This window comes from Tepidimicrobium xylanilyticum (assembly GCF_900106765.1).
Classification (GTDB): domain Bacteria; phylum Bacillota; class Clostridia; order Tissierellales; family Tepidimicrobiaceae; genus Tepidimicrobium; species Tepidimicrobium xylanilyticum.
This window is the reverse complement of record NZ_FNNG01000001.1, coordinates 221,397-235,713: the sequence shown is the minus strand read 5'-3', so window position 1 is coordinate 235,713 and position 14,317 is coordinate 221,397. Positions and strand designations below refer to the sequence as shown.

General features: G+C 31.2%; 13 protein-coding genes. 12 read left to right on the top strand and 1 reads right to left on the bottom strand.

The genetic code is table 11. The features are described 5' to 3' along the window. Positions 1 to 14: 14 nt before the first annotated feature. From BLV68_RS00980 to BLV68_RS00925, 12 genes are all read left to right on the top strand, one after another. Entirely contained in the window at positions 15 to 1,412 is a 1,398-nt protein-coding gene (locus tag BLV68_RS00980) for a CDP-glycerol glycerophosphotransferase family protein (protein ID WP_159428571.1), read from the top strand. A gap of 13 nt (positions 1,413 to 1,425) precedes the next feature. Continuing rightward, the gene (locus BLV68_RS00975; protein ID WP_093749955.1) at positions 1,426 to 2,598 is read left to right on the top strand and encodes a glycosyltransferase; all 1,173 of its coding nucleotides are present in this window, start codon (positions 1,426 to 1,428) and stop codon (positions 2,596 to 2,598) included. 21 nt (positions 2,599 to 2,619) lie between these two features. After that, entirely contained in the window at positions 2,620 to 3,495 is an 876-nt protein-coding gene (gene galU / locus BLV68_RS00970) for a UTP--glucose-1-phosphate uridylyltransferase GalU (RefSeq protein WP_093749953.1), read from the top strand. A gap of 170 nt (positions 3,496 to 3,665) precedes the next feature. Continuing rightward, positions 3,666 to 4,766, top strand: a complete 1,101-nt coding sequence (locus BLV68_RS00965; protein WP_093749951.1) for a DUF2920 family protein — start codon at positions 3,666 to 3,668, stop codon at positions 4,764 to 4,766. 45 nt (positions 4,767 to 4,811) lie between these two features. Then, positions 4,812 to 5,009 carry a YjfB family protein gene (locus tag BLV68_RS00960; RefSeq protein ID WP_093749949.1) on the top strand — a complete coding sequence of 66 codons (198 nt, stop codon included), beginning with the start codon at positions 4,812 to 4,814 and terminating at the stop codon, positions 5,007 to 5,009. 455 nt (positions 5,010 to 5,464) lie between these two features. Further along, positions 5,465 to 7,546 carry a BglG family transcription antiterminator gene (locus BLV68_RS00955; RefSeq protein WP_093749947.1) on the top strand — a complete coding sequence of 694 codons (2,082 nt, stop codon included), beginning with the start codon at positions 5,465 to 5,467 and terminating at the stop codon, positions 7,544 to 7,546. 50 nt (positions 7,547 to 7,596) lie between these two features. Next, positions 7,597 to 8,067, top strand: a complete 471-nt coding sequence (locus BLV68_RS00950) for a PTS sugar transporter subunit IIA (RefSeq protein ID WP_093749945.1) — start codon at positions 7,597 to 7,599, stop codon at positions 8,065 to 8,067. Between the two features lie 48 nt (positions 8,068 to 8,115). Continuing rightward, positions 8,116 to 9,168, top strand: coding sequence for an alcohol dehydrogenase catalytic domain-containing protein (locus tag BLV68_RS00945; protein WP_200773586.1), 1,053 nt, complete (start codon positions 8,116 to 8,118; stop codon positions 9,166 to 9,168). A 208-nt stretch (positions 9,169 to 9,376) separates the two neighbouring features. Beyond that, the gene (locus tag BLV68_RS00940; protein ID WP_093749943.1) at positions 9,377 to 9,676 is read left to right on the top strand and encodes a PTS sugar transporter subunit IIB; all 300 of its coding nucleotides are present in this window, start codon (positions 9,377 to 9,379) and stop codon (positions 9,674 to 9,676) included. A gap of 23 nt (positions 9,677 to 9,699) precedes the next feature. Next, a complete protein-coding gene (locus BLV68_RS00935) occupies positions 9,700 to 10,950 on the top strand; it encodes a PTS transporter subunit IIC (protein WP_093749941.1) in 1,251 nt (416 codons plus the stop codon). Between the two features lie 70 nt (positions 10,951 to 11,020). Next, positions 11,021 to 11,671, top strand: coding sequence for a class II aldolase/adducin family protein (locus BLV68_RS00930; RefSeq protein WP_093749939.1), 651 nt, complete (start codon positions 11,021 to 11,023; stop codon positions 11,669 to 11,671). Positions 11,672 to 12,022: 351 nt separating this feature from the next. After that, entirely contained in the window at positions 12,023 to 14,026 is a 2,004-nt protein-coding gene (locus tag BLV68_RS00925; protein ID WP_093749937.1) for a methyl-accepting chemotaxis protein, read from the top strand. Positions 14,027 to 14,064: 38 nt separating this feature from the next. Here the strand turns inward: BLV68_RS00925 and BLV68_RS00920 are convergent, their stop codons facing one another. Then, complete coding sequence (locus tag BLV68_RS00920) at positions 14,065 to 14,292, bottom strand: hypothetical protein (RefSeq protein ID WP_093749935.1); 228 nt, start codon at positions 14,290 to 14,292, stop codon at positions 14,065 to 14,067. Positions 14,293 to 14,317: the final 25 nt, after the last annotated feature.

Genomic DNA, 14,317 nt, shown 5'->3' with positions numbered 1-14,317 from the left:
AAGGAATGTTATTTATGAAAAGAACAGTTTTATTTGGAGCTTCTAAAAGAGGACAAGTTGCGTATGATAAATTAAAAGACGATATTAATATAGTGGCTTTTGTTGATAATGATAAAAATAAGCAAGGAACAAATTTTTGTGGGTTAAAAGTATATAACCCGGAAATATTAAAAGATAACGATTATAATGTAATTATTAGTAGTATGTATGATATAGAGATTGTAAAGCAATTAATTGAGTATGGTGTAAAGAAATTTTCTATATTTGAAATAGTTAATGACAATTTTGAAGTAAAAAAATTTAATTACTCTAATATAGACGATTTTTCCATTAATCCAAAGCGCATTACTTTAGTAATTGAGAATCATTCTGGCTCTAATACATTTGCATTATTGAAAAAAGCAAGTGAAAATATATTAAGAAAGTATGAAATTATTGCTTTAGATAAAAATGTTAAAAATGAGGATTATTATTATAATATATTAACTAGCAAAATGTTTATTTATACCCACGACTCATCATATGACGGGAATAGAATAAATGTGCAGCTATGGCATGGTTTTCCTTTAAAAGGATTATCTTATATGAGTAATTACTTAGAAGATAAAAAGAAAAAAACAAATCAAAAAGAGTGGGAAAAACTAAACTTAATTGTATCTTATTCCCAGACCTATACTACATTAATGAATGCTTGCTATGGGGTTAATGGAGATAAATATGTTATTACAGGGATGCCAAGGAATGATTTGTTATTAAATTCAAATGGTAAAAAGTTGTTGTCAGAAGTGCTAGATGTAGATTTAATTGGGAAAAAAATTGTGTTTTATATGCCTACTTTCAGAAAAACTATTTATGGACAGGAAAATGGTGTTGCAGATAAGTTTAATATTTTAGACGTAGATGATTTTGATTATAAGGATTTTGACAATTTTCTGAGAAAAAATAACATACTTTTAATATTGAAATATCATCCATTCCATGTTGAACAAGCTAAAGGCTTTCTTGCAAATAAGAAGGTTAACAATTTATATATACTTGAAGATAATCATTTGAGGGATGAAGAAATAGATTTATACGAAGTTTTAAATGCTGCAGATCTATTAATTACTGACTATTCATCTATTTATTTTGACTATTTGCTCTTAGAAAGGCCTATAATATTTACGCCGTTAGATTTAGAAGAGTATGAAAAAAATAGAGGTTTTTTATTAGAACCTTATGATTTCTGGGCTCCGGGACCAAAATGTTATACTTTTGAGCAATTAACTGAAGAGATTCTAAAATGCTTAAATGATAATGGTTATTATCAAAAGGAAAGACAAACGATTTGTAATATAGTCCATCATTATAAAGATGCAAATTCTAGCGAGAGGGTATGGAAGTTGATTGATGAATTAATGGAAAATAGCTGAAAGGATTGATTTCATGAATAAAAAATCTATATCCTGTATTATACCCTGCCATAATTGCCAAGACTATATCTATAAAACAGTAGACAGTCTAATAAACCAAACTATAAAACCACTAGAAATTATATTAGTAAATGATGCTAGTACTGATAATACTTTAGATGTATTAAAACAAATGGAGGTTAAACATCCTAATGTTATTAAAGTTATTGACCTAGAAACAAACAAGGGCCCTTCTTATGCTAGAAACTTTGGAGTAGAAAATTCAAAAGGAGAATATATACTTTTTTTAGACTCAGATGATATTGCAGAACCATTTCTTATAGAGAAGTATTTATTTAAGTTAAACGAATTAAATAAGAAGGAAGATGATTACATACTATGTTTTAGTGGATATATTCAGGTAAATGAAAAGGACGAGGAAATAAGCGATGTTGTAAGAGGAATACAAGTTGAACCAGAAGAGATTTTAGGTTATCAGCTTACAAGAAACTACATCTCAACATCTGGAGTGCTAATAAAAAAAGATTATTTTTTAAAGACTGGTGGCTTTAATGAGGAAATTAGATATTCCGAGGACTGGGATTTGTGGCTTAGGTTGGCTCAGTATGGAGGATTTGCCTATGTGGATGAACCTTTGGTAAAAATCAGGAGACATGGGAGTAATCTATCTTCTAAAATTGGCAAAATGTTGGGAGCAGAAAGGGCTGTATTAAAGCAGTATAGCATAGATTTTATAAAAAATGCCATATTTAAACGTAAGTTAAGCTTTCAAAAAAATGTTGTAGACTTTGTTTCTGTATTATTTAGACTTGATTACTGGGAAGAAGGTTTTACTGAACTAAAGAGCTTGCTTAGCGAAGGTTATGATTTTTATAATTTATATTTCTACATAGGATTATATTATTTAAAACATAAAAATATTGCTAAAGCATTAGACTATTTTATAAAGACCATAAATATAAAAGAAAATCACGGAGCAGCTTTAAATAATATAGGAGCTATATATTTGTATTATGGGAAGAATCAGTTAGCAGAGAAATATTTGAAACTAGCCATAGAATATTTTCCAGCCTATATGGATGCAAGTCATAATTTGGGGTTATTGAACAGAACAAGTTTATCTTTAGAGGATTTAAAATTTACTTGGAGAGAACTAAGAGAAGTTTTAACCAAGTATACAGGATAAAATACAAACAGAGGTGTTATTATGAAAAAAAGAATAAAAAAAGCTGTAATTCCAGCAGCAGGATTAGGGACTAGATTTTTGCCTGCTACAAAGGCTCAGCCTAAAGAGATGCTGCCCATCGTGGATAAGCCAGCAATCCAATATATTGTAGAAGAGGCTGTTCAATCAGGTATTGAAGATATATTAATTATTACAGGAAGAAACAAAAGAGCCATAGAAGACCATTTTGACAAGTCTGTGGAGTTAGAACTAACGCTCGAAGAAAAGGAAGACAGAGAACTATTGGATTTAGTACGAAATATTTCTAGTTTAGCTAACATTCACTATATAAGACAAAAAGAACCGAAAGGTTTAGGACATGCTATATACTGTGCAAAGACTTTCATTAATAATGAACCTTTTGCAGTATTATTAGGCGATGATATTGTAGATTCCAAAACTAAACCATGCTTACAGCAATTGATTGATATATATAATGAATACGGCACCAGCATAATTGGAGTCCAAGAAGTACCTAAAGCCGATGTATCTAAATATGGGATTGTGTCGGGAAAAATGGTAGATGAAAGATTATATAAAGTAAACAATCTTGTTGAAAAACCAAGCATAGAAGATGCACCTTCAAATATTGCCATATTAGGAAGGTACATTATTGAACCAGAGATTTTTGAAATTCTTGAACATACTAAGGCCGGTGCAGGTGGTGAAATTCAATTAACCGATGCATTAAAAGAATTGTCTACAAAACAAGATGTTTATGCTTATATTTTTGAAGGTAGGAGGCATGATATAGGTAACAAATTAGGCTTTTTACAAGCAACAGTGGAATTTGCATTGAAAAGAGAGGATTTAAAGGATGAATTTATATCTTTTTTAGAGAATATAATATCAAAATAAGATTAAGAGGTGCTAAATTTGATACTGCAATTTGATTCGTAATTAACTCGTTTAGAGATGAATAATGCCTTATAAAAATGTAGTATTATACCATTGGTGGACCATAATTAATAAAGTCATTTATCTAATCTTTAATTATAGACCTAGAAAGTTTATCGGAGGATAGTATTATGGCAAAAGAATATGATTTTTCTATGTATGGGCATCCAAGCATATATAAAGATGTGGAAAGAAAATTACATGTTTATTTTACTGAACCAGAGCCAGGAATCAATGAAAATACTGGAATCCTTTTATTAATACCTGGATTTGGTGGTAATTCTCAATCAAACGTATACAAAAAGATGAGAAACGTTTTTGCAGACAAGCATAATCTAGTTGTTGTGCAATGTGATTATTTTGGATGGGAGTTTATGCAAAAGCCTAATAATATTACACTAAATGTCTCAAAAGATAGTTTATTACAAATTTTCACAGCTAAAGAAGTAAATTATATCTTCAAGGACAATAATTATTTTGAAAGATTAATTGAGATATGCGGGAAGTATGGTTTTTCGATTACTTGTGATGAAAAGTTAAATGAAGATTTATCAAATTTTAATGATATGGGACTTATGCAAGCGATCGATAACATCACTGCTGTAATTACAGTTATAGAAATTATAAAAGATAATAATTACAAGTTTGACGAAGGTAAAATAATAGCATATGGCCATTCTCATGGAGCATATTTGGCCTATTTGTGCAATGCATTTACTAAGGATTTATTTACACTTATCATAGACAACTCTGCTTGGCTTTTTCCAGCATATTTAAAAAGTGATAGGTATGTGAATACATATTATAATAATGTTCTAATAACCACAAAGTTTAGTTATTTAGCTAAGAATATTGATTATGATGAGGAAATATTAAATTTACAATTCTTATATAAGAATTTTGATAATAAGTGTAATATAATTTGTTACCACGGTACGGATGATAATTTAATTTCAAATGTGGATAAAAAAAAATTTGGCTTAAATATAAATAATTTTGTTTATGAGGAAATATCTTTAGAGAAAGTAGATGGAGAAATTTTCAAAAATACTAACCATGGCTTAGGTTCAGACCATCTGAAATTATTTGATTATACTATGGAAAATGGTAAATTTAATTTCCACAATGCAAAAAATATAGAGTTGGATACTGTTGAATATAATACAAACAAAAATAGATATCGCATTGATTATATCAATGTAGTACCTAGACTAGAGATTCAAGGTATATAAATACCTACAAAAAAGAAAAATGAAATATAGAAAGGAGCTGGTCCAGTGGATATACCAGCATTATCAATAAGTCTTAATCAGATGAAGGTACAACTTCAGGCTAGTACCTCTGTAATGAAAATGGCAATGACTGCTGCTAGTGAGCAATCTATTGATCTGCTACAAATGTTAGAAGCAAATACTAAAATGATGGAGCAGTCAGTAAATCCTCATATTGGAAGGAATATAGATATTAAATTATAGATAGTATAAGCTTAATCAGGTATGTTATTATATAATTACAAAGATACTTTGAGATGATGGAGGAGCTATATTACATAAGAAACTAGACAAACTCTAGTTTCTTTTTTCTTATCAAAAGCACGAATCCAAAACCATGTATTTTTATATGGATATGAAGTACTTTAGAAGCGCTGAAAATGAAAATATACATGAAAAGTATTTGGACATGAGGTGGGAATGGGAAGAATTGCTTAGTAGGGGTAATTCTGCTATTTTGAGTTTTATGAATAAAACAATGAGTGAGAAATCAAAAAGTAATTTGGAATTTTCAAATTATATGACAATTAGTACAAATATCTGACGAAAAATTCAGAATCTTGTGCTGTTCAAAAGAATGCGTTTCAAATATAATTTAAATTACAGACATTGAGTTAACATAATCGACTTTAAAATACAATTTTAATAGAGGGATATATATGAATAGAAGGTTGTATAATATTTTATTTTATATTTATGAAAATCCCCAGAATCTCTCAATAGAGTTTTTAGCAGAAAAATTAGGTATTTCTGAGAGGACTTTAAATAGTGATATAGATATTTTAAATAAAATTTTATTCGAGAATAAGTTGGGAGTAATTGAAGCTAAAAACGGATATATAAACTATTCTGGAAATAGTGTAGATATAAAGGCATATTTGGAAGCCTTAGATTTTTATGAGTATACTCTAACCAAAGAAGAGAGGATTATCGTTGAAGTATTATTATTGCTATTCGTTCAAGAGAAGATAATATTGTCTGATATGGCAGACATAATGCATGTATCCCGTTCTTCTGTCATTGGAGATCAAAAAGTTTTGGAAAAGAGATTACTTGAAAGTGGATTATCACTGTATAGTAAGTCTAATTATGGAATTAAAATCAAGGGATTAGAATCTAATATTAGGAAGTTATATATTAAGCTACTTATCCAAGAAAGAATGTTGGTACAGATATTTTTAAATCAAGAATTGCCAACAAGCATTATGGGAGAGCAATTTAAGCTATTAAGTAAATATGATAAAACCTTACAAACAATAATAAATGAGGCGGAATCCATCTCCAACTTGACTTTAACAGGATATAGTAATTGGATTTTGAAGGAATATCTAAAGTTTTCAATCTATCGCATGAAAAAGGGCTTCTATGTAGATAACACCTCATTTTTTAATAGCTTCAATTCCTATAACTCTACTTTAATTGACAATTTATATCCAATGGTAGTGGATTATTTTGAACTTGAAGAAAGCTTTTCAGAAAAATGCTTATTAAAATATCTGGCTCAATACTTTAGATATAGCCACGATAGCTTGGAGGTTTCCATTGAAAATATTTTGGAGACCCAGACCATAGTCAGGAAATTCATAGAAAGCGTTTCTATAGACTTGAATTTACCCATTTATAAGGATTATGAATTATTTGAAAAGTTATCATCTCATCTAGATAGAATATTTGGGAGGAAAAGGGAGAAAATTATACTCTATCCGGAGGTAGAAAAGGTAGTAAATGAGAATTTGCATATTAAAGAAGTGATAAGCAATAATATTTCAATTTTAGAAAACCATTTTAACATTACTATGACAGAGGCAGAAATAGCTTATATTGTAATCTATATATGTGCAAGTATAGAAAGATTAAAACAACAGTCTTTTGATGCCAATATAATTATAGTTTGTAATAGTGGCTATGGTACTAGTCAATTACTTAAATATAAATTGGAAGAACATTTTCTCTTTAATATTAAGGAAATCGTTCCAGCACATAAATTGATAAAAAACGAAGGCCTATTGAAGGATGTAGATTTTATAATTTCAACCGTAGATTTAGATATAGATTTCCCCTATGTGAAAATTAATCCTTTATTAACTGAAAGGGATATTATCAATATAAATTCTATGGTATTAAAGCTAGAGTCCTTAAGCTTAGGGGCTAATGGCAGGGATAGGCAGAATCAAAGGATATTATTGAATAAGATTAAAGCCATTTGTCAACCTTATGATGATTTGTATGAAAGGATTAAGCCTATTATAGATGACTATTTTAGTAACCTGACCGATTCAATCTACTTACATTCATTATTGACTGAAGAATTTATCCAAGTAGATGTGGATGCGTATGACTGGAAGGATTCAATAGAGAAAGCATCCAAGATTTTGCTAGAAAAATCCTTTATTACAGAAGATTATATTCATGCTATGATTGAAAATTATAACAAAAATGGCCCTTATTTTGTGATAGCACCTAACTTTGCTTTACCCCATGCTCCTATAGACGCTGGAAGTAAAAATCTTGGCATGAGCCTTATAAGACTAAGTAATCCTGTTAAGTTTTATGTTGATGGTTTAGACCCGATTAAATTCATATGTGTTATTAGTGCAGTTGACAATAAGAAACATTTAAAAGCGGTCTTCAATTTGATAAATCTTTTAAAGATAGATGATTTTCGCAATGAAATAGATGGAGCAAGTAATCCAAAAGAAATGGCAGATATAATTGAAAGATATGAAAAAACATTAATTTAATATATAAATTTTTAAGAAGCAATAAATAATTTAGAAAGTATGGTGACAAAATGGATCAAAAGCTTTTTAAGAAGGATAATATATTCATCCAAGAATCATTCAAAGAACATGAAAGTGCGCTAATCTTTTTATCAGAACAATTAAGGCGTAAAGGAAAAGTATTGGATGGATTTAAGGAAGCCTTATTAGAAAGAGAAGAAAACTATCCAACAGGACTATTAGTTGGCGATATAAATGTAGCTATTCCTCATGTAGACCATAAATATGTAAAGGAATCTGAAATTTTATTATGTACTTTGGAAAATCCTATTCCCTTTAGAAGGATGGACATGCCTGATGAGGAAGTAGAAGTTTCTATTATTATTCTATTAGCAATAGATAGTCCAGATGGTCATCTCGAGATATTAAGAAAAATAGTTAAATTTGTGCAGAATCAAGAAGTCCTTCGCAAGATGTTTAAAGAAAAGGATAAGGATAAAGTAAGTGAAATTTTAGATGATTTTTTTAATAGTAGTATATAACATTTTAAAACTGCGACTATAATAAATAAATTAAGGAGTGAATAAAATATGGCTAATAAAATGAAGGCTGCAGTAATGTATGGGCCCAACGATATAAGATATGAAGATGTAGATATGCCGGAATGCCCTGAAGGAGGATTTATCGTAAAGATAAAGGCAGTAGGACTATGCGGGTCAGATATTAGAAATTTAACAACTGATTCAAGAAAAGGGAATTATCCTCATATATATGGGCACGAGGTAGTCGGCGAAGTTTACGAAGTTGCTCCTGGAGTAGAAAATTATAGAGTTGGTCAAATGATATATGTATATCCAGAAGCTCATTGTTTAAAATGTGAAAATTGTAGAAGTGGTCATCATGAGCAGTGCACTAATATAGAACATTACACGGATAGACCTGGTGGTTTTGCTCAGTATATTGCTTATACTAAAAAACGAGTTGATAGAGGAGCTACTTTTGAAATACCAGATGGACTAGATCCTATTGCTGCAACATTAGCAGAGCCTATGTCTTCTACTTATGCTTGTGTTGAAAACATAAATGTCACATTGGGAGATACGGTTGTAATAATTGGTGCTGGCCCTATTGGAATATTTCTATCCATATTGAGTAGAATGCGTGGTGCTAGAAAGATTATTTTAATTGATATAAACCAATCAAGGTTGGACAAGGCTTCAGAATTTGACATAGATTATTTGATTAATTCTAGCCAGGTAGATCCTGTAGAGGAAGTATTAAGATTAACAAATAATGTCGGTGCAGATAAGGTGATCTCTGCTAATCCATCAACGAAAGCACAACAACAAGCAATCTTAATGGCTAAAAAAGCAGGAATAGTGGTTTTTTTCGGAGGAGTACCAAAAGGAGAATTAACTGAGTTAGATACAAATATCATTCATTATAATGGGCTATGGATATATGGACACTATGGTGCTAATAGTATGCAGGTACAAACAGCTTTTGAATTAGCCATTTCTAAAGATTTCCCAGCAAGAAAAATAATAACACATGTACTGCCTTTAAAAGAAATTAACAAAGGACTTGAATTAACAAAGACTGGTGAAGCGTTAAAAGTAGTCCTACTTCCTAATGAGGATTAGTTAAACTTTTTAGAATACTTGACAAATAATGATTAGGTGAAGCTGGAGGTTCAACCATCTTTATAAAAATATATTCTCCGTTTCATCTAATCATTGGAATATTTTAATTATCATATAAGCTTTTATTTTTTAATCAAATAAACAACGTTTTCCTTTTAACAGCATTAAAAAATATTAAATTTAAACTATTATAGAGGGAGGCGAATGCATGAAAGAGGTCAAAATTTTAATTGCATGTGGAAGTGGAATTGCAACTTCTACTGTAGTTCAAGAAAGGATTAAGGAAATTTTAAGTGAAGCAAAAATTCCTGCAAAAATTATTAAGGGAACAGTAGGACAGGTACCAGATTTACAAGATGATGTTGATGTGATTATGTTAACAACAAGGTATAATAAACCATTATCAAAACCTGTGCTATCAGTATTTGGCTTAATATCTGGTATTAATGAAGACCAAATTAAAAAACAAGTTATTGAAACATGTAAAAAAATTGCTGAGGAGAAATAAACAAAAATAGGGAGGGGAATTAAATGCTAGAAATTATTCAAGGTATAATGGGCCTTGGAGCCGAAGTTATGCTACCAATAGTAATGACTATATTGGGTTTAATATTCCGTATGAAATTGGGTAGAGCATTAAAAGCTGGCTTGATGGTTGGTTTTGGTTTTAAGGGTTTACAACTGGTAATCGGGTTGCTAATGACAACAGTAGATCCTGCAATTGCATATTATCAAGGATTAGATACTTCTGGTTTTACCACCGTGGACGTAGGATGGGCAGCAATGGGTGCAGCTTCTTGGTCAGTTCCTTTTGCAGCTCCTGCAATATTGTTGATAGTTATTATGAATATTTTATTGGTGTTAACTAAAAGAACCAGGGTATTAAACGTAGATATATGGAATTATATTCATTTCCTAATACCAGGAACTTTGGCATATGCTTTAAGTGGTAGTGCTATTATTGGTTTAATTGTGACAGTTGGTTTATCGATAATAACCCTATTTGTAGCAGAGAAAATTGCGCCCAAATGGACTGAGTACTATGGATTAGAAGGAACGACTTGTTCAACATTTTCATTTATTACCTTTGCGTATCCTTTTGGGGTACTGGTTAACAAGATTATTGACAAGATTCCTGGATTAAAGGATGTGGATATATCCTTAGAGAGTGTTGGAGAAAAATTTAGATTCTTTGGAGATACAGCTATAATTGGTGTGATAGTTGGGTTTATATTAGGGATTCTTACGAAACAATCTTGGCAAACTGTGCTGATTATGGGAATAGGTATAGGATCAGTTTTGGTGCTATTGCCTAAAATGGTATCAGTAATGATGGAAGGTTTATCTGCAGTTGGAGCAGGAGCCCAAGAATTTATGAAGGATAAGATAGGTGAAGATTCAGAACTTTATATTGGAATGGATATTGCCTTAGGTTTAGGTGACCCAACAGCTATAACTACCACAGTTATTTTGATACCTTTAGCAATACTATTTGCCTTTATCATACCTAATATGTCATATTTCCCAGTTGGCATATTAACTGTTATCGTTTATATGATTCCATTAATTGCTATGGCAAGTAATGGAAACCTATTGAGAACCTTGATAGGTAGTGCATTATTCTTGCTAGTAGTAGAAGTATGTGCAAATGTATTTGCTCCAGAAGCTACTGCTATGATGCATGCTACAGGAGTTGCCGTTGAAGGTACTGTTACAGATGGATTCTTTGGTTTCAATTTGGCAAACGTTATAATCAGTTTGATTCATTCCATAATAGGATAATAAAAATCTATGGTCATTGATAAATCTAAATGAATAGCAGTTTTAAATGTATTAAGCAAGGAGTGAAAAAATGTTATACCAATCAGAGCGAAGAGAAATGTGTAAAATAGTTAAGTCCATGTATGATAGATGGTTAACTAATGCAGCTGGAGGGAACCTTTCATGGAAAGTTAGTGATAATCATTATATTATGACTGCTTCAGGCTTGTCTTCCAAATATCTATGGGATATTGACCCTGAAAATATTCTAGTTGTAGACGACAACTTGAATATAATTGAGGGCAAGGGTAAGGTAACAAGAGAAATCAATATGCATATGGAAATATACAAAAATGATGATAAGGTAAAAGCTGTAATTCATGCACACCCTAAAGAATTGATGATCTATGCTTGTATGGGTATAGATATGCCTATTGTATCAGAAGCCTTAGAATTTTTAGGAGAAAGGATTCCTTGTTTACCATATAGACCAGCTACAACTAAGGAATTAGCAGAACTAGTGGGTAGTTGGACATCTAGTTTCAGCAAAGAATTTACAGAAAAAGAATTAATAATGGAAGATATTTATGCCTATGCAGCCCTGCTTTGTAGGCATGGAGTAATAGTAGCATCAGATAATTTATTTTCAGCTAATGAGATGCTTGAAAGACTTGAGACAAACGCGTACGTGCATACACATGCAGCTATTTTAGAAAGTAGGGGATATATATATAATAGATAAGAATATAACATTAATAAATAGCCAGTTATTAAAATTATGAGTTTTTGACTATATAAGTAAGTGCATAGGGTTTTACTTTACTTCAAAAGTAATTCCTATGCACTTTTGCTTTTACAAACACCTAGGTTATGAATATAGCTTAAAACATATAAATAGTATACTGATTCCAAAAAATTTTTTATATAAGATATAAATAATGCAAAATTTTTCATAAAACGACATATTAAGACTATAAAATTCAAAAAAAAAGGTATATATATGTTATACATAGTAAATTGTGTGGTATTGATTTACACTATCCATAGCAATATTTATATAATCTAAATTTTTAAGGGAAAAGGAGGGAAGACAGTGAAATTAAAGAGTAAGTTAATATTGTTTACGATTTTAATTAGCATTACCAGCATACTATCCATATCTGTAATCAATTATATGGTATCCTTTGGTACGCTGAAAGAAAACGTAAACGGAAAATTCGCTTTGGAGGTTATGGCTTTGGCACAAGAGGCCAACAGTTGGCTGGAGTTGCAAAAGGATTCATTATATGAAATTGTTGAAAGTTTGGTAATTGTAGATAATTTTGAATATGAGTTCGTCTATGAGTTTTTAAGAGAAGCCCATGAGAGGAATCCGGGGAACGAGTATTATCTAGCTTTTTCTGACAAAAGCTTAGTATCCGGTAGCGGTTGGATACCCGATAGCTCCTATGATCCCACTATCAGGGAATGGTATGTTAAGGCTGTTGAACTAAATGATTTCTACATATCGCCACCCTATGTAGATGCAAGAACGGGAGCAATGGTAATTACTGTATCAAGGCCTTTTCAAACTAAAAATGGCATGGAAGGAGTCATTGGTAGCGATATTACGATCGATTTTCTAGTAGATTTAATAGCTACAACTGAAATAGCTGGGGATTCCCATATATTCTTAGTAGACCAAGAAGATAACTTTATTAGTCATGTTAATGAGGAATATATGCCTAGTGAAGATAAAACTACTAATATAAGGGAAATACTAAATGGCCAGTTAATAGGGATAATGGAAGCATCGGAACCAAAGTTGACAGATAGGCAGATTACCGATTACGATGGGGTCGATAGGCTTTTCTTCTTTGCTGATATACCTGAATCGAATTGGAAGGTAGGAACTGCAGTATCTAAAGACCATGCCATAGGAGTTGTATATGAAGTTATAAAGAATACCTTAATAGCTACAGCCATCATATTGGCTATTTTCATATTAATAACCATATATATGTCCAACTCTATTACTAAGCCAGTAGCTAAAGTAATGCAAACTGCTAAGAAAATAGCGAATTTGGACCTATCCATGTCCTTTGATGATAAGGAGCTTAGTAGAAAAGACGAGTCAGGTCAAATGTATAATTCCTTCAAGAATATAGTAGATAATCTAAAGGTATTCCTAAAGGAGATGGAAAACACTATCAATATTAATAAAGAAATATATGAAGATATTACGAAAGAGATCCAATTTTTAGCTAATCAAGCAGAGGATACATCGGCTACCACAGAAGAGCTATCTGCTGGTATGGAGCAAACATCTTCTACTACTATATCCGTAAATGAATCTGCTAATGAGATTAATAAAGCTGTAATGGATTTTACAGAGAAAATTGAAGAAGGTGCTTTTACTGCTAAAGAGATAAGCGAAAAGGCGGAAGAATTAAGTCAACAGTTTATTGAATCGAAGGATAGAACAATGCAAACATATAGTCAAACTAGAGAAGAGATTCAGGAGGCTATTAAATCTTCCGATGAAGTAGAGAAGATAAATATTTTATCCAATGCCATATTGGAAATATCAGACCAAACTAGCTTATTAGCATTGAACGCAGCTATAGAAGCTGCAAGGGCAGGAGAGTCAGGTAGGGGCTTCGCAGTGGTTGCAGATGAAATAAGGAAACTAGCTGAAAGTTCCAATCAAACGGTGGGGGAAATTCAATCGGTTACTCAAGGGATAACTGAAGCGGTAAACCGATTGGTAAGTAATACTTCTAATTTAATCGGATTTTTGGAAACCAATGTAATAAAGGACTATGAAATGATGGTGGAAGCTGTAAATCAGTATAAGGAAGATGGTTCTGCACTAAACAACATCATTTCGGATTTATCAGCCACATCAGAAGAATTATCTGCCACCATAAATCAGATTACTACATCTATTGATGAAATATCCTCTACGGTAGAAGATTCAGCGTTAGCAACTAATAATATTGCAGAAAAGAATATGAACATAGTGGAAGCCATAACTAAGATTAACAATACTATACAGAAGAACGAACAAGTATCAAAAAGATTACAGGAGTTGGCATCTCGAGTAAAGTTTAATTAAATATTTTAGAGCTGAAGGGAATCCTTCAGCTCTAAATGTTATAAGCTATATTCAGCAGGTATCAATAGGAACTCTTCTTCTCCGATAAAATTTATAATTAAATAAGTTTCATTTTCAAAAAAGTATAGAAGTCCTCCATGCTTTTCTGCAAAATCTCTTAATTCGAAATAAAGGAGCATATCTTCATCCTTAGTTTCGTCTAAAAAATCATTATGAGCTTCTAATAAAGCATGTATTTTTTGATCTATAATATCATTTCTAAACATTACTAACCCTCCCCGCTATAAAAAT

Coding starts and splice junctions, on each gene's coding strand:
- BLV68_RS00945 (WP_200773586.1), top strand. CDS start 8,116: ATGGCTAATAAAATGAAGGCTGCAGTAATGTATGGGCCCAACGATATA.
- BLV68_RS00935 (WP_093749941.1), top strand. CDS start 9,700: ATGCTAGAAATTATTCAAGGTATAATGGGCCTTGGAGCCGAAGTTATG.
- BLV68_RS00950 (WP_093749945.1), top strand. CDS start 7,597: ATGGATCAAAAGCTTTTTAAGAAGGATAATATATTCATCCAAGAATCA.
- BLV68_RS00920 (WP_093749935.1), bottom strand. CDS start 14,292: ATGTTTAGAAATGATATTATAGATCAAAAAATACATGCTTTATTAGAA.
- BLV68_RS00965 (WP_093749951.1), top strand. CDS start 3,666: ATGGCAAAAGAATATGATTTTTCTATGTATGGGCATCCAAGCATATAT.
- BLV68_RS00975 (WP_093749955.1), top strand. CDS start 1,426: ATGAATAAAAAATCTATATCCTGTATTATACCCTGCCATAATTGCCAA.
- BLV68_RS00940 (WP_093749943.1), top strand. CDS start 9,377: ATGAAAGAGGTCAAAATTTTAATTGCATGTGGAAGTGGAATTGCAACT.
- galU (WP_093749953.1), top strand. CDS start 2,620: ATGAAAAAAAGAATAAAAAAAGCTGTAATTCCAGCAGCAGGATTAGGG.
- BLV68_RS00980 (WP_159428571.1), top strand. CDS start 15: ATGAAAAGAACAGTTTTATTTGGAGCTTCTAAAAGAGGACAAGTTGCG.
- BLV68_RS00930 (WP_093749939.1), top strand. CDS start 11,021: ATGTTATACCAATCAGAGCGAAGAGAAATGTGTAAAATAGTTAAGTCC.
- BLV68_RS00955 (WP_093749947.1), top strand. CDS start 5,465: ATGAATAGAAGGTTGTATAATATTTTATTTTATATTTATGAAAATCCC.